Here is a 25,800-nt window from a genome sequence, read left to right as displayed (position 1 = left end):
TTTTAAATTTAGCCCCTCTGGACTTAACTTAAATTTACAGGAAAAATATGACCAAACTATGACCGAAGTTAGAAATGTTTTTTAACGAATCATGAAAAAATAAAGGTCGTAATCTAAGAAAGCACCTAGAATTACTACCCTAATATTAAGAAATGTCACGTTTGTTATAACCAATAAAGCCTATAACCATCAAAACAACCGCCACTCCTGTTAAAATAACCATCTTGAAAAATTCGAGCTCTTCTACTGGCACTTTTGGCGTTTGACCAAACGGAGATAGTTTTCCTAGCCATTCTGGAAATTGAAGTAAACCTCCTAAATATACAATAAAGAAAGAGTAACCTAGATATAACCAAGTCAAGCTCGTCAGTGCAGGAAATACGCCAATCAAAAGTACAGCAACTCCAACCATAATCCACATCGCTGGCAAGTAAGCCACTGCAGCCTGAAATAATGTTGTAAAAGCAATAGGGTCATCCATCACAGCTGCCGCCGCTGACCATAAGCCAATCACAGCAAGAATGAGCATTAAAGATCCAAAGAATAAAGATAGAAATAAATAGCTACCCATAACTCGAGTGCGAGAAACTGCTCGGGCAAGGATATGGTCTAAATGATTACGCTTCTCTTCGCCCCTCAGCTTCAGGATAAACATTAATGCAGGCACAGTACAAATCATTGAAATGACAGACATTAACATCGTTAAATACTGCTCAGTCAATGAAAGACCATCCATTGCCTGTAACATTTCTCTCATCATTTCAGAGCTCTCTAAAAATGTTTCTAAGTCTCCTAACACTGATCCATACGACGTTCCTAGAATAAACATCCCAATCGCCCAAGCGATAATTCCTGTTCGTTGTAACCGAAAAGGTAAGCCTACCCGGCTTTGTAAAAATTTCGACGCATGTTTGCGACCTGGCTTAGAGGGTAATAGACCAGCTCCTAAATCACGGGCTGCATTCAAATACATGGCAATCGCCACTACCACAAAAGAGGCTACAACTGTTAATCCAATCGGCCACCAGTAATTGTTGACGTACACCTGAGTGCCAATAATCCATCCAAGTGGAGATAGCCATGAAAGGATTTCGCTGCTAACATCCCCTATAGCTCTTAGTAAATATGCCACTAGCAAAATTGCAAAGGAAAAACCTATGGTTCCACGTGTATTCCCTGAAGCTTGTGCAAATAAAGCTGTCACAGCCGTAAAAAACATACCAGTTGCACCTAAACCAGCTCCATATAAAAGTGATCCATTTAGATCAAGACTTTCAATTCCTAACGCAAACAAACCAAAGCCAACTAGTATTGCTAATAGTAGATTAACGGAAAACAAAACAATGACTGTTGCAGTAAGATTGGATAACCGTCCAACTGGTAACGAACGAACAAGTTCAATACGACCCTCTTCTTCGTCATCCCGCGTGTGGCGAGTAACTAATAAAATACTCATGATTGCTACTGCGATCGCTGTAAATAACAGCATTTGATGTGCCATCATTGCTCCAACTGTGTAGTTATCCAATCCGAAACCTGGGCCAACCATTGCTGTCATTGCAGGGTTACGCATCGTTTCGGCAATTGCCTGGCGCTCTATATCTGATTGATACAAACCAGTAAATGCATTAGCTGTAAGGATCGTAATCCCGATGATTGAAAAAAGCCAAATTGGCAGGCGAATTCGGTCACGTCGTATAATAAAACGGGAAAGCCTGCCTGTCTGATTATAAAGCTGCTTCCACATTAGGATGCACCTCCCGCTCCCGGCTCAGATGCATAGTGACGCATAAATAAATCCTCTAATTTTGGTGGTGAGCTTTCTAACCTAAGAAGACCGAATTGACTTACATACTTCATCACTTCGTCTAACTCTTCAGGGTCTACCTGAAATGAAAATGCTTGATCCTGCATCGCTAGATCATATACCCCTTTTAGTTCACCTAAAGATGGAATAGATTGCTTCGTTTCTATAATTAAGTTTGTTCTCGTTAAATGACGTAGCTCTTGTAAGCTTCCCGACTCAATGATCTTACCTTGACGAATAATTCCAACTCGGTCACATAATCGCTCTACCTCTGAAAGGATGTGACTAGAAAGGAGAACGCTCTTCCCTGCTTGTTTTGCCTCTAGGACACATTCTTGGAATACCTTTTCCATTAATGGATCAAGTCCAGATGTTGGCTCATCCAAAATAAACAGATCGGCATCTGAAGAAAACGCAGCAACTAAAGCTACTTTTTGGCGATTTCCTTTGGAATAGGTACGACATTTTTTTGATGGATCTAAGTCAAATTTTTGAATTAGTTCCTCTCGTTTCTTGTTGTTCGATGACCCGCGCATTTTCATAAATAAATCAATGACTTCTCCACCCGTGAGGTTCGGCCATAGATTTACGTCACCCGGAACGTAAGATAATCGTTTATGAATTTCAACCGCATCTTTCCAAGCATCTTTACCAAAAATTTTCGCTTCTCCCTCAGAAGCTTTTAAAATACCAAGTAATACTCGAATCGTCGTAGATTTCCCAGCTCCATTTGGACCAATGAAGCCAAATACTTCCCCACTTTTCACTTCCATATTCACGCCGTCTAATGCTGTAAACTTACCAAACCTCTTTGTAACATTGACTGTTTTTAAAATGGTCATCGTGAAAGTCCTCCTCTAGACCTTTTTTATATAAATTTTGAAATATTTTAACCTATATAGTTCATAATATACAAAACAGGGCCATTTGACAATAGTTTATGAACTCTTTTAATTGTTTTATTACAAAATTTTTATTACACTAAAGTTGAGGTGAAAGACATGGATGGTTTCCAACGACGTCGCGAATTAAAAAAGCGAAATATTTTAGAAGCCGCATTGGCCCTATTTATGAAACATGGCATACAAAAGGTTTCCATTGCCGAGATTGCCAAAGAAGCGAAGGTTTCTCAAGTCACAATCTATAATTATTTTGAAAGCAAACATAACTTAATTCATGAGATCTTCATTTACTATGTAGATAGAGCAGTCGATGACTTTGAAAGTGTCATCCATGCAGACGTCCTTTTTCCTGAAAAAATAAAAAGACTTATTTTTAAAAAGAAGGAAGTCGCCAATCAAATTAATGAAGAGTTTTATCAATATTTAATGAAAGAATACTCTGAAGGCAATTATATTGAACAAATTTATGCCCAAAGAGCCATTCCTTACTTTAATCAATTACTGAATGAAGGAAAGGAAAAAGGTTATATTGACCCCAACCTATCCAATGAAGCGATACTTTTTTACATTCAAATGATGAAAGACTACATGCAAAAAGAAGAAGTCTATCAAAGAATTTTGCCTCTAACTGAAGATATTACGAATATTTTTTTCTATGGAATGCTGGGGAAAAGAACTGAGTAACAATCTATCACGTTAATGGCATTACCGAGTTAAATTATGGTAAAATACAAAAGGAGTTTTTCGATACTAACTACGAAAGGGAGTTACGAGTTATGACGCAAAAACGTGCAATTACGATCGCTAGAGGCGATGGCATTGGTCCAGAAATCATGGATGCAACTCTAAGAATCTTAGACCATGCAGGAGCAATGATTGAACCTGAATTTATCGATATAGGTGAAAAAGTCTACCTACAAGGAAATACATCAGGAATTCCTGACGAAGCTTGGGAGTCATTAAGAAGAACGAAAATATTCTTTAAAGGGCCAATTACTACACCTCAAGGCGGCGGTTACAAAAGTTTAAATGTAACAATTCGTAAAACATTAGGACTCTATGCAAACGTTAGACCAAATGTTTCTTATGCTCCATTCGTTCAAACCAAACACCCAGATATGAACATGGTCATCATTCGTGAAAACGAGGAAGATTTATACGCAGGTATTGAGCATCAGCAAACGCCGGAAGTTGTGCAATGCTTAAAAATCATTACAAGACCCGGAACAGAAAAGATTGTTCGCTATGCGTTTGAATATGCTCGAAAGAACAACCGAAAAAAAGTAACATGCTTAACAAAAGACAACATTATGAAATTAACTGACGGACTTTTTCATAAAGTATTTAGAGAGGTTGCTACTGAGTACCCTGATCTCGAAACAGAACATTGGATTATTGATATTGGGATGGCAAAAATTGCAGATACACCTCAGGATTTCGATGTCATCGTTATTCCAAACTTATATGGGGACATTGCATCAGACGTTGCTGCTCAAGTAACGGGAAGCGTAGGACTAGCAGGCTCTGCTAACATCGGTGATCAAGTAGCTATGTTTGAAGCGATCCACGGAAGTGCTCCTGACATTGCTGGCAGGGGAATTGCTAACCCATCCGGATTAATACATGGGGCAATTATGATGCTTGTTCATATTGGGCAACCAGAAGTTGCGGCGAAGATACATAATGCCTGGCTAAAAACTATTGAGGATCAAGTTTTCACAGGAGATATTGCAAAAGGTCGTTTTGCGGTAGGTACAAAAGAGTTTGCTGACGCTGTTATCGAACGACTAGGTCAACTCCCGACTACATTTGAACCTGTTGAATATAAACATGCTGATGAGTCAGAAGCGCCTCAGTTCAAACTAAACCCACTTGTAAAGGACCGTCCAAAAGCAGACGTAACACGCGAATTAGACGGAGTGGATGTATTCTTATTTAATAATGAATTAACATCTGACGAAATTGGGCAAAAGTTAGAGACTGTTGGTGGTCCAGAATTCAAGTTGGCAGTTATCACAAACCGTGGTGTAAAAGTCTATCCAAACGGATTTCCAGAAACATTTACAACTGACCACTGGCGTTGTCGCTTCCAAATTAACGAAGCTCAAGGAACTGTTTCAAATGAAGACATTATTAAACTTTTAGGACGTGTCCAAGAAGCCGGATTAGATTTTATTAAAATTGAAAATCTATATCGTTTCAATGGTGAGTTAGGATACTCACTAGGTCAAGGCCAATAAGAAAAAACTGCACCCCAATTATAGTGGAGGTGCAGTTTTTTTACCTTGATGACTTTGTGGCTGGGAAGCGTATTGTAACCGTTGTTCCTTCACCTTCAACACTGTCAAATTTGAGCGTACCATTGTATTGTGCAACCATATTAAAACAAATCATTAAACCTAAACCGGTTCCTTTACTTTTCAACGAATAAAACGGGGTACCAAGGGCCTTAACCTCTTGTTCTGACATGCCGCAGCCATTATCAATGATTTGCATTTCCACATCATCTTTCTGCCTCTTCCCTGTAACGGAAATGGCGCTACCATTTTTAGAAGCTTCGATTGCATTTTTGATTAGATTTATCATTAATTGCTTAAATTCAATTTTATTAACCTGAATATAACATTTGTCATCGACTTCTAACTCAATCACATTATCGTTCAACACACCATAGGATTTAAGAAGATCTGAAACACTTTTTAGAGTCTCTCTTACATTTACAACTTCTGTTGATTGATCTAAATTTGGTTTTGCAATCGCTAGAAATTGAGAAATGACATGCTCTGCAGTATCTAATTCATCACTCATTAATTGAAAATGACTTCCCATTTCTAGTTTTATTTTCGGATCATTTTTATATAAATCCAAAAATCCTTTCACTACAGTAATAGGATTTCGTATTTCATGAGCGACAGCTGCCGCCAACTGACCCGAGGTCTTCAACCGTTCTGCCTGTTGTATTTTTTCATAGTATACTTGCTGCTGCTTAATACGGGAATATGATAAATGAAAGATGAGAGTTAGGATGACTTGGCTACCTATGAAGTTAATAAAATTCCCAATAATGTCTTGTTTAATATATGAATAAAGAAGCCCTTGATCGACAAGTACCAGGTAACTAAATGAAATACCAATTAAAAATACATTTAATACTAATGAGAAATAAAACAACGTTCTATCAAAATAAAATATAGAAATAGCCGGAATTAGACAAATAAAGATAAAGGTTGACCATGTTTCAGGATATAAAAAGAAAATCGCGTAGAAATATAGTGAAAATAACGTAATAATTACTATCTTAAAACCACTAGTTTTAAACTTAGGATATAGTAATAGACTAACAGATAAGGCCATAACTAAAACTAAATGTATAATATATCCAAATGTCAATTCATCTAATTTAGGATTTGAAACAAACAAGCCCATAAACATAACCGCAATCACTGCTAATACTGAAAAATAGTAATTACTCTTATTAATTTTTGCGTAAAATCCTTTCATACAGAGACTCCTTTGGAAAACTTAACTTAACCACAATAATTCTATTCTATCATAACCTCTCCCATACACAAAAAGGCACATGCTTAATGTGCTTTTGTTAGATCTGTCACCATCAAGAATGATATTTTAAAGGTTGTCCCACCATTTAGCACGCTAGAAACTTCTAAAGTTCCACCCATACTTTTAATAATACTAAAGGCAACCATCATCCCTAAACCAGTTCCTGTTTCTTTAGTAGAAAAGAAGGGTTCACCTAGTCGTAAAAGCTGTGATTGACTCATCCCGATCCCAGTATCCTTAATAATAATTTCAAGATACTTTTCATTATCTTGCAATGATATCTTTAAGTTTCCGCCTTTCGGCATAGCTTCAATACAATTTTTCAAGATATTTACATATGCCTGATGAATTTTCTGTTTATCTCCTTTAAACTTGAGCGGTTTACCTTCGAAATGAATGTTCACATTACTAAGATTAGCTAGTGGTCTAATAACATTGATAGACCTTTGGATTTCTTCATACATATCTACTGTTGTTATACTCTCAATTGCTGGCTTGGCAAAGGTAAGAAAGTCAGAAAGAATTAATTCAGCATTTTTCAGCTCGTCTAATGCCATTGTGAAATACTGGTGGTCCTCACTATTTTTGTTCTTTTCTTTTAAAAGCTGGAGAAACCCTTTGGTAACCGTTAATGGATTCCTAACCTCATGGGAGACTGATGCTGCTAAATGGCTTACGATAGACTCTTTTTCTAACTTATGTAACTCAATAATAATTCGTACTTTTTCTAATGTACTTTCCATTATATAAATACAACATAAAATACTTAACTGTGTGAAAATTATTAGAATTACTGAAACTTTTAATGCTTCAATACCAAATAGGTAATACGCAACTGGTATTCCAACTAATGTTGGAAGTAAGCAAATAACTGATGATGTGACTAACTTCTTCGCAAACGTATATGATCGGTAGCGGTCTATGATTAATAGCAATAGTAAGAAAACGATAAGATACTCCACTATAGAAATATAAAATCCGAGCCCACCTAAATAAAACCGGTACAATAATGAGGTGATTAAGACTATCAACCCTACCCTAAAGCCTCCATACAATGTAGCAACAATGAATGGAATTAGACGTAAATCCAATATGCCTCCTTCCAACACTACAGGAAAGCTTAAACATAATAGACTTGTAACAGAAAAGATGATTGAAAGTAGAACCTTCTGCTTTTTCGTTTCAAAACAAGTATGGTCACGAGTTAGTAATGATTGACATAATAAAATAGGTAAAAGAATAAATGACATATTTACAAGATAGTCCTCTATTAACTCTAGCATACTTTTTTCTCCTGATATTCAATTTACTTAAGCAATAATTCGTGATACGACGACAAAAAACCTTCCCAAAAAGTTCTTAAACGAAAAAGAGTTGCACACCTTATCGAAATAGCAAATATTTAACAAAACCAAAAATAGTAAAACCCCAAAAAACAACTGGGATTTTTAATACTAGGAATATTATTCAAAGAGACTATTTCGCTCAGGTATGATAGATGGTAAAATACTAAATACCATAAGAAAAGTTGATTTTCTAAGAGAGGTAATATATCCAACTAGAATTGAGGAAAACATCATGAAATTACAAACCTTGTTAAAGACAACTACGATCATTACCTCCATCCTATTTTTATTAACAGTTTGGACAATTTATCAATTATCAGAAAGTGTGAAACAAGAAGAACAAGCATACAATATGCAAGCAGAGCTAGTACTATTATCTACTAAACTTGGTGATTCATCGGATTATTTAACAAATGAAGTAAGGGCATACACACAGTTTGGAGATAAGAAACATTTTAATAACTACTGGAAAGAAGTTAATGAAACTAAAACGAGAGATCACGTCGTTGAAAGATTACATGAGTTAGAGGTTCCAATTGACTTTATCAATCTTATAGAACTTGCATCGGCTAACTCAAATAAATTAATATCTCTTGAAGAACAAGCGATGGCAGCTGTTGAAAAAGGAAATTTAAATATCGCCAGAACACTTGTCTTTGGACCTGATTACGATAATGGAAAAAATATCATTGCAGAGCCTATTCATGAATTCAACGATAAAATACAACATTGGACAAACACAATATTAAACGATGCAAAGAAGGCAGTTCAGGTTAGCTTTTTTATCATGATTAGCTCAGCTACCTTAGTCATTATTTCTCTAGCAGTCACCTTCTACTTGCTGTTTATAAAGATTAAACCTCTCTCTCAACTTTCTCAAATGGCTGAGAAAATCTCAAGAGGCGATTTAAATGTTACTAGAATACAAACAACGTCAAAGGATGAAATTGCTGACCTGAGCCATTCATTCAATATGATGGCTGACAACTTGCGTAACCTAATTTATACCGTTAAGCAAGCCAGCGAAAATTTAGCCTCTTCATCAGAACAGTTACTTGCAAGTGCTGAGCAAACAAACGAGGCGACACAACAGGTCACTTTCTCCATTGATGAGATTTCTACAGGTGCTGATACACAATTAAAACAAGTACAAGATAGTAATCTCGCTATAAATGAAATATCTGAGGGAATACAAGTAATTGCAACAACAACTTCAACCGTAGCAAAGGCTTCTGAGGAGACAACTCACAAAGCACAACAAGGTGAAAGTACGATAAACAAAGCTGTCACTCAAATGAAAACGATCGAAGAAAATGTAACAAGAACTTCAAAGTCACTACAAACTTTGGATGATCGGTCTAAAGAAATTGAAAAAATTGTTATCGCTATTACAGCCATTTCATCGCAAACGAATTTACTTGCATTAAACGCAGCAATAGAGGCAGCAAGAGCCGGGGAACACGGCAAAGGATTTGCTGTAGTAGCCGATGAAGTTAGAAAGCTAGCAGAACAATCCAATCAATCAGCAACTCAAATTACACAAATAATCCAATCAATCCAAGCGGATACCGTGGCAACTGTAGACCAAATGAATATAGTCTCCGAAGATGTTTTAACTGGTGTTACGATTATTGAAAATACAGGTAAGTCATTCCAAGAAATCTTAGAGTCTGCTCAAAGTGTTTCTAGTAAAATTCAAGAGGTTTCTGCTATATCCGAGCAGATGGCTAGCGGTACAGAACAAGTCACTGAGACTTTCAATGAAGTAACTAGAATTACAGAGCTGGCAACTACAAAAACTCAGACTGTTGCAGGTTTGGCTGAAGAACAATCTGCATCTATGCAAGAGATTACAGCTTCTGCTGAAAGTTTGAGTAAGTTAGCGAGTGAGTTATCCGAGCAAGTTGGAAAGTTTAGACTATAGGGCTTAAAAAAAACCGAGAACAGTTTGTTCTCGGTTTTCTTATTTGGAGAAGGTAGTTTCATATTTGGCGGACATGGATACCGCTATTTCAGTGAATCTGGTCTTTTTTGAGGTTTCGAGGACATAGATACCGCTATTTTTGAAAAAACAGGGGAAAAGTAACGTTTTTTACTAAGGCTGTTTTCGCAAAGTTTGTTGCTTTCGTAAAAATTCCAAAAGCCGGATTTTTACACAAATTACTAAGAATTCACCACTAATTTAGTAAGTAATGCTCTTTTCTTACATAATTTATTGGCTGATATCTTCATCTAGGGTATTTTTTCGATAATTTTAGGATAGAAAAGCCACAATGTATACGAAAAGAGCCTTTACTAAAATAAGCGCCTCTGTGTCCTCGAAACTAAAATAAACGTCATTTTAGGCAAAATAACGGAACCTATGGACTCATAAACTCTGCACCTGCTCAACAAGCACAAATCTACAGCAACTCAGACGCGTATTTGTTCAATTGTTTACTCATTTTCTCAATTTCATCAATAAATAAGGAAATCTCATCTGTGGAAGAAGCTTGTTCTTTGCCTACAGCAACTACTTTTTCAATAGAGGCTGTTATCTCATCCATAGACTTTTGAATATTCGTCAATGTAGTACGAATTTTTTCAGTTGAGGCAACTGTTTCATGTGATAGCTTACGGATTTCTTCTGCTACAACGCCAAAACCTCTCCCCATATTGCCCGCGCGAGCTGCTTCGATCGAGGCATTCAAACCTAGTAGATTTGTTTGGTCAGCAATTCTCTTAATAAATTTTAAAACATCATCTGTGTCTTTTACATATTCTTTAGCATTTTTAGATTGAGAAAGCAGTGTTTCGGAAACATCAGCTAGTCCTTCAGCACCTGCAGCTATCTTTGATACACCCTCATTCGCTTGAGCAAGTGATAACACCATTGCGTCAGAAATCTCCATTAGCTTTTTCTCATTTTGTTCCTGAAGCTGAATGGCAATCGTTCCTACTACCTTATTTCCTTCTAAAATAGGTCTCGCTAACCCTGTAAAAGGGAAGCCGAAAAATTCAGCAGCAACTTCAGTTCTAATATTTTTCTTATATTTAATACACTCTGCCAGAGGCTCATTAGGATCGATTTTCCTTCCAGGTTTTGCTCCTATGTCAATCTTTGTCCCTGGATAATAGACAAGCCACTCTTCACAATTCGTAATACCTATGCCGATATCTGGCAGCATGGCTTGTATGAAAGGAATAACCTGGATATAGGCCTCTAAGATAGGTGCATGTTCTTGTGTTGGTTTATGTAGTATATTCATAGTTTCCCTCCTGTTGTCTCAAAATTTATTATATTTATTTATTTCTCACACACTCAGAATTATACAATACATATCCAACTGTTGCACCACTATCATACAACTAACTCACTATTTTTTTAAAATAAAGAACATGAACTATAACAAATGCTAAAAGGACTGTCCTAACCGACAGTCCTTTTTTCCTAGAGTTTGAATTTGTTAATCATATCATTTAATTGTTGAGCAACCATACCAATAAAAACCTGACGTTTTATTGATCGTCAGTTTTTTATTGGTAGCATTCTTATGAGGTTTCGGAGTGTTCCGAATGACATTAGTGACTTACAGCACTAAAATAACATACTTTCCACAATTCAGTCGCCCAAACCTTTCAATTACTCCTATTTCTCAATGCCTCTCGATCGACATTTTGTGGTGGTTGCTCTAACCATCTATTTTCAATCATCAATTTCACACCATCATTTCCATATTGTAAGATTTCTGCTACTAAACGCGTGTAATGACCCGATAGATCTTTCCTGAGACTAGATCCAATTGATGCTCCATAACCAGACACACTTAGTTCATTTAAGCTTACTATTTGAAACATCATAAGCTTATCAGAAAAAGGAGCCTCAATCGACTTTGATATAGTTGAATCCCAAGAACTTGGCAACGGTACCCCTTCTTTAATTAAGATGTCTCTAAATACGGTCTCGTGCTTCGCTGCTATTTCTGTTCCTCTCTCCATATATTTTCTAACTTTAGGGTCATTTGCAGTTTGTGAAAACCCCGCTATAAAAGTTCTTCCAATAGAATTAGTTTCTGTATTTTTCGAAATATGTGCCATTTCTATCACAGTTAACGGACGATGTCCTCCGATTAATCCTGATAAAAAAGTTGTATCATGTATATATTCAGCCTTTTCCATTGGTGGTATCGTAGGAGATCTAATAAAGGCACCTTTTTTCAGGAGCAAGTCACACGAGTCATTATATAATTCCATAAAGATTTGAGATGTCTTTGAAAAAAATTCCCTTACATCATTCCTTGCCAAAACTTCTAGTAAAGCAGCAGCTGCAGCTGTCCCCGCTGCTGCCATATATTTTATGTATCTTAGCGCAAATAGATCTGAATAGACCCTTTGAGCTTCTAAGTTGATATCTTCTTGAGTAAATCCAATAGGCACTGCATGATTATCTTTTTCAAACAAGTTCTTTACCTCTTTTACTACAAAATCACAGTTGTTTAAAGCTTTTTGGCTTATCTCACTAAGATCGTTATCCTCATTAACATTTGAAAAATGTTGAACTACGTAATAAGACATGGAATTTTGCATATATGCACCCCATAATGCCGCAACTTCAGAAGATGTAAGTTCTGGAGAGTGTTCCATTTTATTACCCCCTTTTTTTCTTACCTTTTGACAAACAACCAACTTGTATTCATTTACCAGGATAATTTTTGGGGTAAAAAGGATTCTTCAAAAAAAATCTTCTGTTTTTCAATGTCTGAAAAGCTGAAGATCCTCAATACAAATAGCATAAAGTCTAGGTGATTTCTCATACTCTATAATAACTTTATTAATTTGCAACCAGGGGAGTGATACTTTTGGAAGGTAGAGAAGCACTAACAGATCGAGAGATAAAATTACATTTTCTAGGAGCAATAACTTTCCTAGGCATCATGTTAGTCACGCTATTTTTGGGTAAGTTCCTCTCACCACTCGCATTACTACTTTTACGTTTATCATTTGTATTTCTTGCACTCTGCTATCACTTAGGGATCTATTATTATCTTCAGAAATTAACACATCCTTTAAAAAATAATGATGTTGAGATTTTGTTCAATGGAAAGAAACTTCAAGAAAAACTGCTTCAATAAAAAAAACTGACGTCAACGATCGTCAGTTTTCTGCTTCTATAGTACATATTCAGCTAGCACGCTTTGGAGCTCATAGATATTCAGGCTTTTGTTGAATTGTTTTTGAAGAGGAGCGGAGCTACCTGAAATCCAGATCTTTAATTCCGCATCTAAATCAAAGTTGCCTGCTGTTTCAATACTAAAGTGAGTAATATTTTTGTATGGAATTGAATGAAGTTCAACCTTTCTTCCAGTCAGCCCTTGCTTGTCGACTAGAATTAGACGTTTATTGGTAAAAATAAAGAGGTCCCGAATTAGCTTATATGCTTTATCAACTGTTTCGTCTTTTGTTAAAACTTTAGCAAATTCTTTTTTCACATCTTGAATGTTCACTTCTGATGCATTACCCATTAATCCATCTAAAATACCCAAACCAATCTCCTCTTTTCACATGATTTTTTCTATAGGAATTATTATTCCTCAAACATCTATATAATTCCAAACTTATTGAGGTGTTAATTGTTCGTAAAGTAATAACGCTTCTTCTATTGTTTCAGCTGGTCCAGCAAATTTTACATGATTACTTGTAAATGGCTCTAACTCAATTAGTTTACCAGCAAACGATACCATATCTTTTTCCGTCCATACTTCTCCTCTATTGCTACTATTTAGCCCAACCATTGTGTGCAAAAATTGGTTCGCACGAAAAGAAATTTTGTTTTCCCTGCCATAATTAATCGTTAGAAATTCTTGCTCTGCCATCGCCATTTTTCCTTCAAACATATCCCCATAAAACAAGTTCCTTCTTAGTTTCCCATTCACTTCTATTTCAATCTTCTCACTAAACTCTCCATCTTCTGAAAAAATAAAGATTTGGTATGTTTCATTAATTGTTTTCGGAAATGTAAAAATTAATAAACCAACAAAGGCTATAATTAAAAAGCTTATATTTACTATTGTAAGCCGATAATGGTTAGAAGCTCTGTCATACTTCCACTCCATGAACAGTTGATAGAGTCCTAGCGGTATAATAAAACCAAAGATGACTGCGTATTCTGATTGGTCAGGACCCACTAAATATAGAATAAAAAGCATAATTAATATGATGTAAATTTCTCCCCATATTTGAGTAGGGTGCACATGCCTACGAAAGCCTACTCTTTCTTCCAAGTTAAACCTAGCTTTCACTTTTCTATTAGTCAATACCCACAGGATAAATACCAATCCTAGAAAGATAAACACTTCAATCATAAAATCAACACCTACTCTTTTTTCTTTTGTCCTACAGCTCCCATTCCTGAACCAAGAGCTAAACCAATGGCGATACCAACGGCAAGATTATCCATTGCCATGCCTATCCCTACACCTAACAATATTCCTACCAACGTTCCACTTGCGAGAAACCTTTTCGATACTTTACTAGCAGTCATTTTAAACTCCCTCCTGTCTTCGCTATACAGTTACCATATTTACGAACGTATTCCACCAAAGTTTCAATTTTTTACAAAAAAGGATGCAAATAGAGAGGCCAACCTAAGTCAGCCTCTCTAGAAATAATTTTTTTATGTTCCACAAAATGTTCGGTAAGGACGATCCGTTTTCTCTGGTAGTTTGCAATAATCTACCTGTTCAGGCAAGCTGGCGTAAGGGTTTGATAGAACTTTAAGGAGTCGCTCCATCACACTGTAGTCTCCTTGCACCGCAGCTTCTAAAGCTTCCTCTACTCTATGGTTACGTGGAATGATGGCAGGATTCGAAGACCTCATTAACTCTCGCGCTTGTTCTTTTGTTTCTTCCTGCCTTCCCAATCTTCCTTGCCATAACTCATACCATTTAGTAAATTCAGGTGTATCAAACAGGACTGTTTCCTCCACTTTATCTTCTGTTAATGAACGGAACGTATTGGTAAAGTCCGCATGATTTTTTTGCATCATCGTCAGAAGACCCTCTATTAGAGCGCCATCTTCTGTCTCTTCATTGAATAGCCCTAGTTTTGATCTCATTCCAGCCATCCAGTAAGACTGATACAACTCGGAATACCCTTTAAGTGCATCTTGAGCTACTTCAATTGCCTGTTCCTTCTCTTCATGTAAAAGTGGTAAGAGCGTTTCAGCAAGTCTTGCTAGATTCCACCCACCAATATACGGCTGATTGGAATAGGCGTAGCGCCCTTGCCGATCAATTGAACTAAAAACAGTCGCTGGGTCGTAAGTATCCATAAAGGCACAAGGTCCATAGTCAATCGTTTCTCCGCTAATGGTCATGTTGTCCGTATTCATGACTCCATGAATAAATCCAACTAGCTGCCATTTTGATATCAGATTAGCTTGTCGACTAATTACTTCCTGAAGAAATAAAAGATATTTATTATCCTTATCCGCAATGTTTGGGTAATGGCGCTTAATTGTATAATCCGCTAACTCCTTTAATTCTTCGTCTTTCCCCCAGTTAGCAGCATACTGAAACGTACCAACACGTAAATGACTTGCCGCCACACGAGTTAGAATAGCACCAGGTAGTTCTGTTTCACGGATTACTGCTTCCCCTGTAGTGACAACCGCCAAACTGCGAGTCGTTGGAATACCAAGAGCGTGCATCGCCTCACTTATAATATACTCACGAAGCATTGGTCCAAGTGCTGCTCGACCATCGCCGCCCCTGGAATATGGTGTTCTTCCGGGACCTTTCAATTGAATATCAAACCGTTCACCCTGAGGGGTGATTTGTTCACCAAGTAATATCGCACGACCGTCTCCTAGCATCGTAAAGTGACCAAATTGATGGCCTGCATACGCTTGAGCAATCGGCAATCCCCCTTCAGGAACTTCATTTCCAGCAAAAACCTCGACACCCTCACCACTTTGTAGTGCGTCAACGCTCAACCCTAAGGATGTCGCAAGTGTCTGATTAAAGATAACGATTTCCGGTGAGTCTACAGGATCTGGGTCAATACTAGAGAAAAATGCCTTTGGTAAGCGGGTATAACTATTGTCAAAATTCCATCCTGCTTTATTTCTCATCTTATCACCTTTTACTTTTTTATCTGTTAACTTCTATAAAAATGTTAAGTTTCCCTTTATATGGTCTGCTTTTACAAATTTTATTATACCCTACCAATTAGACAGGTTCACTTAACAGTTCCTTTTCTTCGATGATAGCATCAGGGATGTCACTTTCCATCTGTCTTACTTTCGGCTGTAGGTAGACGACAGTAGTAACTATCATAAATAACCCACCAATCACTATAAAAAGAAGTCCTATGCCTCGACCTTCCCCTACACCGATCAACTGACCTATTGTATTTGCGAAGATGCCCCCTGGTTCCATTAACGGATTAAATACCTTATCAACTAGTGGCCCTGCCATGACAATCGCTAGTGGATATAGAGAAGTACCTAACATTCTTCTAATTGTAAATACACGACCTTGGATTGAAGGTTCCACTTTATTTTGCCATATTGCCTGACTACAAGAATTTACAATTGGTAGCAAGAAGAGAAACATGAAAAAGCACATGGTTATAAATACGATTGACGTTGTAAAGCCAATCAGAGTAATCATCATTCCTCCAATAGCACAGCTAATAAAAACTCCATTAATTCGATTTTTTGGTCCGCCCCAAGCACTTATTATAATTCCACCTAGTAACATCCCAAAGCCTGTAATTGATAAAACCATTCCAAGCGTTTGTTCTGACGATAACGTAATAATTAACGGTTGAAGCAACACATTTACAAAACCAAGAAGCAAATTAATAAAAGCAGAAAAAAATAATAACCACTTAAATGCAGGCTGACTCATAATGTAATGCCAACCTTCCTTAGCTTCCACGAAAAACTGTTTTGTGTTTAATTTCGATGTTTGCTTTGTTTCAAGTTCTGGAATTTTCGCAAAAACTAAAGTTGTAACTGCAATAATAAAAGCTACTAAATCAATGATAATAACAGCATGTAAGCCATGTAGGTGAAGTAGTAAGCCAGCGACAGTCGGTGCAATAATAATAGATGCAGATTCCCCGATCTGTATTAAACCATTAGCCCGACCTAATTGCTTTTTCGGTACTAACAGAGAAATCACTGATTGGTAAGTTGGCATAAGAAACGTATTGAAGCTCGCTGCAAAAGCTGTCGTTACATAGATATGCCAGATTTCTAAACTGTTTGTAAGAACTAAAGCTAAAATGATGAGCGTAGAAAAGGCAGCCGCACTATTAGCTAAAATCATTAGTTTCTTCCTTGAAAAACGGTCAATAATTACTCCAGCAAAAGGCGAGATAATAATTGTTGGTAAAACTAAAGAAAGAATAATCATTGAAAACTGCGTGACAGAACCAGTCTCGGTCAGTACCCAAAAACCTAGAGCAAACGAGGTTAAACTAGTACCTATTACCGACACGAATTGCCCCGCCCAAATCAGTAGAAACATTTTAAAGCTTTTATTGTTCATAGTTATTACCTACTTTCTGTACGATCTATTACTTCAATTATAATTTTCTTGTATCCTGATCGAAACGAACCGTAGGTTGATTTTCTATCCGTCTGCAGACTGAGGCGGATAAACAAAAAAGCATTACCTTATGAAAAAGTAATACTTTACAGAAAATAATACACCAGATAAATTACCAGGATAAGAATGATCGCCCTTACCCAGATTATTTTATTACTAATTCCCGCTTTCTTTTCTAGGTGGTAAACATAATGGATGATAATCGTTAGACCTACCAAGATTAAAATTAGCCCTTTTATGTCTTCTACTAAATTAACAAACTCAAATAACCCTAAGAAAACGAGAATGATACCTACAGTTCCAATAGCCATATTTAGATACATAGTCCAATTATGCATCATTTTTAGCCTCCTCTACCAAACTCCAAAACTGCTAGCAGCTTATGATTAAATCCGCCTTTTCCATTGGAGTTTCACTTTCTAGGTAATAATCTTCCGCTTTCCAATATCGTTTCTTAAACTTCTCAATATTACTCTGAGTAATAACATTTTCGCGCCTAAATCTTTCTTGTCTTGGACAGTCCAGATATACAAAAAAATCAAAGTAACCTCTCCACTCTTTTCTCTGGAGGAATACTCCTTCAACAATTATTAAACAATTATCAGGAATTTCATTAACCTCTACTCTGTGAGAGTCAGTGTGACTATCATACATTGGCAATTGAAGTTGCTTAGCTGTCGCTAATTTTTCAAAGAAATTCAATTTTATCCACTCAGCATCCCATTGTAACTGATAATATTCATACCACTCGTCATGTCCCGTATCGTAGCGTCTCTTCCTCTCAACAATGTGATCATCAATATGAAAAACACAAGTAGGAATGCCCCTCTCATCCACTAGTTCCTTTAGCTGTGACACGAGAGTTGTTTTACCAGAGCGACTTAATCCATCTATGCCAAGTATGAACCTTTTCCCATATTCAAGTTTTGGAATATTATTTAGTAACGTAGTTATATCTGACAAGAAAATTCCACCTTTAATCAAATAGTGCTTGTTTATGAGGTTCTACCAAAAATTCAAACAGTGTATGTATTTGTGACTCTGTATTTCGATCAGTGGATAGGTTTGGCAAGTTATTTTTCTCAAAAAAATTAATACCCTTTGTCTCTATCCCATTTCTAGCATTTCCACCAATTATTTCACACCGGATGAATACTTTATAATAATGATACGGTTGAGGTGGGTGAGGATGTTTGTTCATGTCCAAAATTGCTAACAATTTTACAGGGACTACGTCAAAACCGGACTCCTCTTTTATTTCTTTCACTATATTTTCCGCAGGGGATAACCCAACGTCACAGAAGCCACCCGGTAAAGACCAGCAATCATCTATTTTTTCTCTAACCATTAATATTTTATCTTCTCTAAAAACTACTCCTCTAACATCAACCTTTGGTGTAGGATAACCTTTTTCTTTAACAAAAAATTCTTCGATCGTCTCAATTTTTACACCTGTATATTCCGCCAGGATCTCTGCACTTATGGTTCGTAACTCTTCGTACCGTTCAAGATCATAAATATCCTTGGAAAATGTTAGCCCTGCTTGAGATAATGATTGAATCCTCCTTGCCCAGTCCAGCCATTTATAACTCATTTCGTTCACCAAATCCCAACGAATTCTTAAAATCAATCACACTATAATAAACGGAATGAGGTTCAATAGAAAATTCCAACGTTTGATAATCAGGTAACCATTGGACACCTACTGTAAAAACATTTGCTTGAACACCGGCCTGTATATCTGCATCACTATCTCCAATAAACATCGCTTCATGAGGTCCAACCTCTAGAAATGCCAATGCCTTGATAACTCCCTCTGGATGAGGTTTAGGCTGAATAACATCATCCCCTGTAATTATTACATCAAATAGATCATTCATTTGCAGAGCTTCTAATGAAATATCTAAACTTCTTCTCGCTTTTCCTGTAACAATCCCAAGCTTGATCCCTTTGTCCTTTAAGTAGTTTAGCAAATTAGTTATCTCATGATTAGGTACAACTAAACTTTTGTGGCTTTCTGAGTATTTTTCATAATAATGTTCAATTGCCTCTTCGATATTTTGATTGATAAGGTTCGCACTAATAATCCCCGTTTCTGAGGGACCAAACATTGCCTTAATATCTTCAGAGGTAAGTTCTTTTTGATCAAACTTCCTAAAAACATGTTGAAAAGCATCAAAGCATATTGGTAAGGTATTTGCTAAAGTCCCATCGAAATCAAATAAAATTGCTTTCACAGAAATCACTCCTAGTTTTTAAAGAAATCCAATGCTACCTTCACATCATTTTCTGTTGCATAATTTGCGAGTTCGGAATACACATGATCAGGAACAAAACCAATAATTCGCCAATTAACACCTTTTTTGACCTTCACAAAGGCTGCTTTTGTCCCCCACCCGACATGCTTAAATGTAATTTCAATAATATCGTTAGGTACAAGTTCCCTTTTGAAAATTGGTTTTGAGAAAATCAAAATCTGGTATATTAGTCTTTCATTGTGTATTTCAAATTGGTACTTGATCAACAATGCACAGAAAATAAATAACATAAGAGCAATTTGGAAAACTCTTAATGGTAGGTTTGTTGATAAATTAAAAGAGAAAATTTGTAGTAAAAGCAAAATAACTAACACAATCCTTGGTGGAGTTGCTGTAAAAACCAATCGATCACCTCAATCCCCTTCACCCCTAATATTAACATTATTTTCCTTATATGTAACCCACTATCAAAAATCCTCTCTACCCACTCAACTAAGCGGACATATATTCCGTTATTTCAGCTGAAAACGCCCTTTTCTAATTTTCGAGGACATACTGGACCTCGAAATCTGAAAAACGGCTATTTTCTAAAAAATAACGGAACTTTTTTAAAGCTTAAATTTGCCAAATTCGAGGCCATGTACTCGTTATTTCAGTCAAAAAAACAGCACTTTCCCCTCATGAGGTAAAGTGCTTCTACATATTCTCTAATGGACTAATAATTCCCTCTTCCTTCGCCTTAAACACTGCTTTTTGCCTACCAGTCACTTCTAACTTTGAATAGATATTTGAAATATAATTCTTAACCGTTCCTTCCGTCAAAAAGAGTTTTCGGGCAATTTCTCGATTAGTAGCGCCTTTTGATATTTCTACTAATACTTCAATCTCTCTTTCAGTAAGGCCAAAGTTATTTTTCTTATTCTTTTCTTTCTTTACTTCAATAGAAGGATTGGCCCATTGACTAATAAGTTGCTTAGCTATTTCCTGTGTGATCAAGGTGCCTCCGTGATGGACTAACCGAATACCAGCTGCTAAATCCTTAGGGTGTATTGCCTTAAGCAAATAACCCTCTGCCCCTGCAACCAAAGCCTCTCGGACATAATCTATTTCCTCAAAGGTGGTTACAATCATCACCTTTACCTCAGGAAATTGACTTTTAATTTGAGCTGTTGCCTCAACTCCATTCATCACTGGCATATGAATGTCCATTAGGACGATATCAGGAGAAAGCTCTTTCACTAATTCAGTGGCCATTTTGCCATTTTCAGCTACGCCAACAATTTCAAGATCCGATTCGCCTCCTAATACAATAGAAAGACTCACTCTTATTAATTCTTGGTCATCCACAATTAACACTTTGATCATCTTGTTCCATTCTCCCTCTTATCAGTCCTTTATTTGTAGGTAAAAAGCAAGTTACAGAAGTTCCGCCAAATTCGTTTGTTTTAACGTTGAGTTCTCCTTGCAGCGATTCCAATCTTTCCCTCATGCCAGTCAAGCCAAAACCAAATGGGGTATCTTTAATTCCAATCCCATTATCCTTAATAGCTAACATCACCCAACTATCCTCTTCACCAAGTTCAATACAGATTTCACTAGCACGCCCATGTCTGACTGCATTCGTTAATGCTTCTTGAAGACAACGGATGAGCGTTGTTGTTCCTAGTGAGGTTATATGCACTTCTTTAATAGGAAGCTTGAAATCTACCTTCGTTTTTGTGAGTAAGGTAAACTCACTCGCGATTTTTTGCAATTGAGAAGATAGATCCTCTCTACCTTCATAAGGTGAAATTTGGTGGATATACGTCCTTACTTCACCTAAGGACCTTCTCATGACATTGCTTAATCCATCAACATGCTCTTGTGCTTTATCTGGAGATGTCTTTACTAAGTATGAAACTGCGTCTAATCCCATAATGACAGAAGTAAATGTATGGCCGATCGTATCATGCAGATCTCTAGCAAGCCTGTTTCGTTCCTCTAGTAAAGTAACCTTTTCAATTTGCTTTGCGTACGCCTCTAGAAGCTGATTTTGCCTTTGGTTTTCTTCAAGTAGCTGTTGTGCTTTCTGTTCTGCCTCAAGCATTTTTGCTACGGCTATCCCAATCCCGAAAAAGAAGGATCCCTCAATGACCCCCAGACCTAAACGCTCGAAGCCAACTGTCATTACAGCAAGTATGGGGACAATTGAAAATCCTGTCCATAAATACCATCTGTGCTTTCCTGGCTTACTATATAAACCAGCGCAGAGTGCTGGGATCGATAGAAACGAGGAATAATTTCCAAGAACGAAACACCCAATAATTAATAACAATCCGCTAAAAATCAGTTCAAGAAACGGATAATTTCGGACACCAAAGCTATCTAACTTTGTTCCAGACCATTGTGGGATAAGAAATGCAGTAAAAAATAGTGGCATCAATAGCCAAAACAATGGATTGTCTTGTAGATAGATGACAAAGAACAAAAGGTGGAAGATAAACCATGCAATTCTTGTTACTTGTGCAGTTTTAAAAACCCAATGGGTTTCGAGTTGAAACGGTAACATACAATGCTCCCCATCCAATTTAATTTTGATAATCATATATTCCACATGATTTGTTTCTTTTCCTTTGTTCCTAAACACCACTAGTCATAAAAGTCATATGACCTCACTTATGACAAAGCTCACTATCAGATATGACCTTAGCTATCCGATAATGAAGATACAAAATAAGAATAAGGGAGTAATAATAATGAAAAATTTCTTATACCGTCATGGTTTAATTTTATTTCTAGTCGTGTTGTTTGGAAGAGGATTGCTTGGAATGGCAGCAGTAAAGGGGATACAGTTCGTAAATCCAGCTCTTACTGTCCAAGATGATTTAGGTTGGGTAGTTATGATCATATATGCAACATGTGCGATTGCCGTTGTCAGATGGTTAAAAATCGACAAAGAAATCGGCTTAACAATGCCGACTTCAGCTAAAACTTGGTATACTTGGTTACCAGTCCTTGTCATTCCTTTAACGCTTGTTTTCCTACTTGGGTTTAATACAACATGGGGCCACATTCCATTTTTATTGATTGCAGCTGCAGGTGTTGCCATAAATGAAGAGATATTATTTAGAGGAATTTTACTTCGTGCAATTTTACCTTTTGGAACGGCAATTGCCATTATTGTACCATCCCTATTATTCGGAATTGCCCATCTTGGAAATATCTTTGTCGGTGGCGATGTTACTTACGCTCTATTCCAGTTTGGATGGGCAACGTTTGGTGGGATGGCACTAACAGCAATGGTTTTAGCTAATAAAAGCCTAATTCCTGCAATTGTATTCCACTTTATTTTGGATGCTGTTGAATATGCAGGAACTGGTGCTTATGGCGTTCATAGTAGTGATTATCCAATCGAATGGTTAACAGCCTTTTTGCTACTAAACCTAGCGTTCCTTATCTATTCTCTTTATCTATTGAAAGTTTCAAAAACAAATAGTAGCAAGCAACCAAAATCTTTAACCTTATAAAATTCCTATTAAAAAAGGACAAATCGATTAAGATTTGTCCTTTTGTATTAGTTATAAACAAGCTCTTTTTTGCTTAGACCAAGAGTCTCAGCTGTAGATGTATGGATCTCTTGAAATAATTTAGGGTTGTCTACTAGTGACTCCCCAAAAGAAGGCAACATTTCTCTAATCTTCGAATTCCACTCGAACATATGTTGAGGAAAGCATTTTTCTAATACTTCAAGCATGACATGAACGGCAGTGGAAGCTCCTGGTGAAGCTCCGAGCAATGCAGCGATCGACCCATCAGAAGCACTTACTACTTCTGTACCAAATTGAAGTGTTCCTTTTCCTGCTTTCGTATCCTTAATAACCTGCACACGTTGCCCAGCAACTACGATCTCCCAATCCTCACTTTTGGCATTTGGGATAAACTCACGCAATTCTTCCATACGCTTTTCATTTGAAAGCAATACTTGCTGGATCAGGTATTTCGTCAATGCCATCTCTTTTACGCCTGCTGCTAACATAGTCAAGACGTTATTTGGTTTTACAGAACCAATTAGGTCAAGATTTGAACCCGTTTTTAAAAACTTTGGTGAAAATCCTGCAAATGGTCCAAACAACAGTGCTTTTTCGTTATTAATATATCTTGTATCAAGATGAGGGACAGACATTGGTGGTGCACCAACCTTCGCCTTACCATATACTTTCGCATGATGGCGAGCGATAACTTCAGGATTTTTACAGACCATAAATAGTCCACTTACTGGGAAGCCACCAATTTGTTTTGATTCAGGAATACCAGTTTTTTGTAGTAAAGGAAGACTTCCGCCGCCCGCTCCGATAAAGACAAATTTAGCATTATAGTCATCAATGTAACCAGTCTCGATATTATGCACTTTCAAATCCCAAGATCCGTCTTCCGCACGTTTAATATCTTCAATACTGTGATTATAGTTTATTTCAACGTTCTTAGTCTTTAAGTGGTCAAACAACATACGTGTTAATGCACCAAAATTTACATCCGTACCAGAATCAATTTTTGTTGCGGCGATCGGCTCATTTGATGTACGGCCTTCCATGATAAGTGGAATCCATTCCTTCAGTTTCTTCGGATCATCAGAAAATTCCATTCCTTGAAACAAAGGATTATCAGAAAGCGCTTTAAAACGATTTCTCAAAAATGTTACGTTCTTCTCTCCCTCTACAAAACTCATATGAGGGATTGGCATAATAAAATCCTGTGGATTACGAATTAAGTTTTTATTTACAAGATAAGACCAAAACTGTCTTGAAAGTTGAAATTGTTCATTAATTTTAACTGCTTTACTAATATCTACAGATCCGTCAGGTTTTTCGGATGTATAGTTAAGCTCACAAAGTGCAGCATGACCCGTACCAGCGTTATTCCATTCGTTAGAGCTTTCTTCTCCAGCGACTGCAAGTTTCTCAAATACTTTAATTTCCCATTCCGGTGCTAACTCTTTCAGTAATGATCCCAAAGTCGCGCTCATGACTCCGGCACCAATTAAGATAACGTCAGTTTTTTTCTGCATATTGCTCATTAACTTTCCTTACCTCCCATAATTGCAAAAAAGAGTAGAAACTCCTACTTAGGTGTTTAAAAAGTAAGCCTCACCTAGGGAACACATCTTTTCTGTCTCATTTATATCATATAAACACTATTATAATAATGTATAGCTAAAAAAATCTAGTATTATCTGATAATTATAAACTAACTTCTGATATTTATAAACTATAAGTTCGTAAAAAAGTAAGGTATCCTTCCACAAGTTTTATTTTCCAAATTAAGCTTTACATTTGTAAACAGAGTTTTTATTTTTCCATAAAATACGATATGATAAGACATATCTGAACAAAGCCCTAAATCTATAGACCAAAAAGGTGTGAAAAAACATGTACTTAAAAAGAGCTCTTCCTAACATCCTAACGTTAGGTAACATTTACTGTGGTTTTTTATCAATTGGTTATGCTGCTTCTGGGCAGTTTCGCAATGCCGCTATTTTAATTATTATCGGTATGATGCTTGATGCTATGGACGGTCGTGTGGCAAGGATGCTAGGTGTTGAGAGTGAGCTAGGAAAAGAACTTGACTCGTTAGCAGATATAGTCACTTTTGGGGTGGCCCCTTCATTTTTAGTATATTACACAACTTTCATGAACCTAGGTGTATTAGGGTTTGCCATTGCCGGGCTATTTCCTCTCTTTGGAGCCTACCGGTTAGCTCGATTTAACGTAAGTAAAGACAAATCTTCTCTGAATTACTTTATTGGTGTGCCAATTACCGCTGCAGGAGGTATACTAGCGATCCTAACATTGTTTGGGGCTCTAATTCCTAGTGTAGTAATTACTGTGATTTTTACAGGCCTTTGCTTTTTAATGGTAAGCAGAGTGCGTATTCCAAGTCTTAAAAGTGTTCCGCTACCTAAATACGGAACCATTGTTACGTTGTTCTTAGGAGTGCTCTTATTCATTATTTATCAAGGGTCATATGTTAGCTTCCCTTACCTAATCTATATCGCGACACCGATTTATATTGCGTACCTCACTTATCGCTTTGTAAAAATCAAACGGAAGTAATAGCGCTTAAATGGCAAAAACCAGAAAAGAAGGTTCGAACTTCGTTCTGGTTTTTTCTTTTATAATGAAGAAAGAGGGTGACTCAAAAGATCATAGAAAAATGACTTTCGAGGCTCAGCCTCTTTCTTACCTACAGTCAAGTGTTTTTATCTTTTTATTTATGTTAGATGAATTAATTTTGAGTGGGAGGGGTACCCCTCCCACTCAAAATTAATTTGCGCACGCCAAATAGACCTTACGA

25 protein-coding genes are annotated in these 25,800 nt (G+C 36.8%); 6 read left to right on the top strand and 19 right to left on the bottom strand.

Annotated features, from left to right (window positions below; genetic code table 11):
- Nucleotides 1-145: 145 nt before the first annotated feature.
- Together DS745_RS11890 and DS745_RS11885 are read right to left on the bottom strand one after the other, a co-directional pair.
- Nucleotides 146-1,747 carry an ABC transporter permease gene (locus DS745_RS11890; protein ID WP_129078466.1) on the bottom strand — a complete coding sequence of 534 codons (1,602 nt, stop codon included), beginning with the start codon at nucleotides 1,745-1,747 and terminating at the stop codon, nucleotides 146-148.
- Complete coding sequence (locus DS745_RS11885; protein WP_129078465.1) at nucleotides 1,747-2,649, bottom strand: ABC transporter ATP-binding protein; 903 nt, start codon at nucleotides 2,647-2,649, stop codon at nucleotides 1,747-1,749. Before DS745_RS11885 ends, DS745_RS11890 begins: the two co-directional genes overlap by 1 nt.
- Nucleotides 2,650-2,808: 159 nt before the next feature.
- Between DS745_RS11885 and DS745_RS11880 the strand changes: the two genes are divergently transcribed.
- Nucleotides 2,809-3,393, top strand: a complete 585-nt coding sequence (locus DS745_RS11880; RefSeq protein WP_129078464.1) for a TetR/AcrR family transcriptional regulator — start codon at nucleotides 2,809-2,811, stop codon at nucleotides 3,391-3,393.
- Between the two features lie 92 nt (nucleotides 3,394-3,485).
- Nucleotides 3,486-4,949, top strand: a complete 1,464-nt coding sequence (locus DS745_RS11875) for an NADP-dependent isocitrate dehydrogenase (RefSeq protein WP_129078463.1) — start codon at nucleotides 3,486-3,488, stop codon at nucleotides 4,947-4,949.
- A gap of 40 nt (nucleotides 4,950-4,989) precedes the next feature.
- Here DS745_RS11875 and DS745_RS11870 read toward each other — a convergent pair whose 3' ends face one another.
- Together DS745_RS11870 and DS745_RS11865 are read right to left on the bottom strand one after the other, a co-directional pair.
- Entirely contained in the window at nucleotides 4,990-6,210 is a 1,221-nt protein-coding gene (locus DS745_RS11870) for a sensor histidine kinase (protein ID WP_129078462.1), read from the bottom strand.
- An 83-nt stretch (nucleotides 6,211-6,293) separates the two neighbouring features.
- A complete protein-coding gene (locus DS745_RS11865; protein WP_129078461.1) occupies nucleotides 6,294-7,553 on the bottom strand; it encodes an ATP-binding protein in 1,260 nt (419 codons plus the stop codon).
- A 295-nt stretch (nucleotides 7,554-7,848) separates the two neighbouring features.
- On the opposite strand from DS745_RS11865, the gene DS745_RS11860 reads away from it, so the two are divergent.
- Entirely contained in the window at nucleotides 7,849-9,540 is a 1,692-nt protein-coding gene (locus tag DS745_RS11860; protein ID WP_161568248.1) for a methyl-accepting chemotaxis protein, read from the top strand.
- A 478-nt stretch (nucleotides 9,541-10,018) separates the two neighbouring features.
- Here DS745_RS11860 and DS745_RS25380 read toward each other — a convergent pair whose 3' ends face one another.
- Nucleotides 10,019-10,864 carry a methyl-accepting chemotaxis protein gene (locus DS745_RS25380; protein ID WP_129078459.1) on the bottom strand — a complete coding sequence of 282 codons (846 nt, stop codon included), beginning with the start codon at nucleotides 10,862-10,864 and terminating at the stop codon, nucleotides 10,019-10,021.
- Nucleotides 10,865-11,234: 370 nt separating this feature from the next.
- On the bottom strand, nucleotides 11,235-12,239 hold the full coding sequence (locus tag DS745_RS11850; RefSeq protein WP_129078458.1) for a DUF3231 family protein: 1,005 nt from the start codon (nucleotides 12,237-12,239) through the stop codon (nucleotides 11,235-11,237).
- A 215-nt stretch (nucleotides 12,240-12,454) separates the two neighbouring features.
- Here DS745_RS11850 and DS745_RS11845 point away from each other — a divergent pair, with 215 nt between their 5' ends.
- Nucleotides 12,455-12,727, top strand: a complete 273-nt coding sequence (locus tag DS745_RS11845; RefSeq protein ID WP_129078457.1) for a hypothetical protein — start codon at nucleotides 12,455-12,457, stop codon at nucleotides 12,725-12,727.
- 36 nt (nucleotides 12,728-12,763) lie between these two features.
- Here DS745_RS11845 and DS745_RS11840 read toward each other — a convergent pair whose 3' ends face one another.
- From DS745_RS11840 to DS745_RS11790, 12 genes are all read right to left on the bottom strand, one after another.
- The gene (locus tag DS745_RS11840) at nucleotides 12,764-13,138 is read right to left on the bottom strand and encodes a PH domain-containing protein (protein WP_129078456.1); all 375 of its coding nucleotides are present in this window, start codon (nucleotides 13,136-13,138) and stop codon (nucleotides 12,764-12,766) included.
- A 72-nt stretch (nucleotides 13,139-13,210) separates the two neighbouring features.
- Complete coding sequence (locus tag DS745_RS11835) at nucleotides 13,211-13,957, bottom strand: DUF4181 domain-containing protein (RefSeq protein WP_129078455.1); 747 nt, start codon at nucleotides 13,955-13,957, stop codon at nucleotides 13,211-13,213.
- Between the two features lie 11 nt (nucleotides 13,958-13,968).
- Complete coding sequence (locus DS745_RS24910) at nucleotides 13,969-14,136, bottom strand: glycine zipper domain-containing protein (RefSeq protein ID WP_196121243.1); 168 nt, start codon at nucleotides 14,134-14,136, stop codon at nucleotides 13,969-13,971.
- A 132-nt stretch (nucleotides 14,137-14,268) separates the two neighbouring features.
- Nucleotides 14,269-15,726: a protein adenylyltransferase SelO gene (locus DS745_RS11830; RefSeq protein ID WP_129078454.1), complete on the bottom strand. Its 1,458-nt coding sequence runs from the start codon at nucleotides 15,724-15,726 to the stop codon at nucleotides 14,269-14,271.
- Nucleotides 15,727-15,823: 97 nt separating this feature from the next.
- Complete coding sequence (locus DS745_RS11825) at nucleotides 15,824-17,131, bottom strand: MFS transporter (RefSeq protein WP_277750924.1); 1,308 nt, start codon at nucleotides 17,129-17,131, stop codon at nucleotides 15,824-15,826.
- Nucleotides 17,132-17,298: 167 nt separating this feature from the next.
- A complete protein-coding gene (locus tag DS745_RS11820; protein WP_129078452.1) occupies nucleotides 17,299-17,553 on the bottom strand; it encodes a hypothetical protein in 255 nt (84 codons plus the stop codon).
- A 31-nt stretch (nucleotides 17,554-17,584) separates the two neighbouring features.
- Nucleotides 17,585-18,175 (bottom strand): kinase, encoded by a 591-nt coding sequence (locus tag DS745_RS11815; protein ID WP_129078451.1) that lies wholly within the window; start codon nucleotides 18,173-18,175, stop codon nucleotides 17,585-17,587.
- Between the two features lie 13 nt (nucleotides 18,176-18,188).
- The gene (locus tag DS745_RS11810) at nucleotides 18,189-18,806 is read right to left on the bottom strand and encodes an NUDIX hydrolase (RefSeq protein WP_129078450.1); all 618 of its coding nucleotides are present in this window, start codon (nucleotides 18,804-18,806) and stop codon (nucleotides 18,189-18,191) included.
- Nucleotides 18,796-19,449 carry an HAD family hydrolase gene (locus tag DS745_RS11805; RefSeq protein ID WP_129078449.1) on the bottom strand — a complete coding sequence of 218 codons (654 nt, stop codon included), beginning with the start codon at nucleotides 19,447-19,449 and terminating at the stop codon, nucleotides 18,796-18,798. Before DS745_RS11805 ends, DS745_RS11810 begins: the two co-directional genes overlap by 11 nt.
- Before the next feature lie 11 nt (nucleotides 19,450-19,460).
- A complete protein-coding gene (locus tag DS745_RS11800; protein WP_129078448.1) occupies nucleotides 19,461-19,874 on the bottom strand; it encodes a hypothetical protein in 414 nt (137 codons plus the stop codon).
- A gap of 292 nt (nucleotides 19,875-20,166) precedes the next feature.
- Complete coding sequence (locus DS745_RS11795; protein WP_129078447.1) at nucleotides 20,167-20,835, bottom strand: response regulator transcription factor; 669 nt, start codon at nucleotides 20,833-20,835, stop codon at nucleotides 20,167-20,169.
- Nucleotides 20,810-22,018 (bottom strand): sensor histidine kinase, encoded by a 1,209-nt coding sequence (locus tag DS745_RS11790; protein ID WP_161568247.1) that lies wholly within the window; start codon nucleotides 22,016-22,018, stop codon nucleotides 20,810-20,812. The genes DS745_RS11795 and DS745_RS11790 overlap by 26 nt, the downstream gene beginning before the upstream one ends.
- A gap of 187 nt (nucleotides 22,019-22,205) precedes the next feature.
- On the opposite strand from DS745_RS11790, the gene DS745_RS11785 reads away from it, so the two are divergent.
- Nucleotides 22,206-22,976 (top strand): CPBP family intramembrane glutamic endopeptidase, encoded by a 771-nt coding sequence (locus tag DS745_RS11785; RefSeq protein WP_161568246.1) that lies wholly within the window; start codon nucleotides 22,206-22,208, stop codon nucleotides 22,974-22,976.
- A gap of 47 nt (nucleotides 22,977-23,023) precedes the next feature.
- On the opposite strand, the gene DS745_RS11780 is transcribed toward DS745_RS11785, so the two are convergent.
- The gene (locus tag DS745_RS11780; protein ID WP_129078444.1) at nucleotides 23,024-24,523 is read right to left on the bottom strand and encodes a malate:quinone oxidoreductase; all 1,500 of its coding nucleotides are present in this window, start codon (nucleotides 24,521-24,523) and stop codon (nucleotides 23,024-23,026) included.
- A 352-nt stretch (nucleotides 24,524-24,875) separates the two neighbouring features.
- Here DS745_RS11780 and pssA point away from each other — a divergent pair, with 352 nt between their 5' ends.
- Nucleotides 24,876-25,559 (top strand): CDP-diacylglycerol--serine O-phosphatidyltransferase, encoded by a 684-nt coding sequence (gene pssA / locus DS745_RS11775; protein WP_129078443.1) that lies wholly within the window; start codon nucleotides 24,876-24,878, stop codon nucleotides 25,557-25,559.
- Nucleotides 25,560-25,800 lie beyond the last annotated feature (241 nt).

Origin of the sequence: Anaerobacillus alkaliphilus (genome assembly GCF_004116265.1) — a bacterium.
GTDB lineage: Bacteria > Bacillota > Bacilli > Bacillales > Anaerobacillaceae > Anaerobacillus > Anaerobacillus alkaliphilus.
The sequence above is the reverse complement of the archived record's forward strand: the minus strand, read 5'-3'. Positions and strand labels throughout refer to the sequence as shown.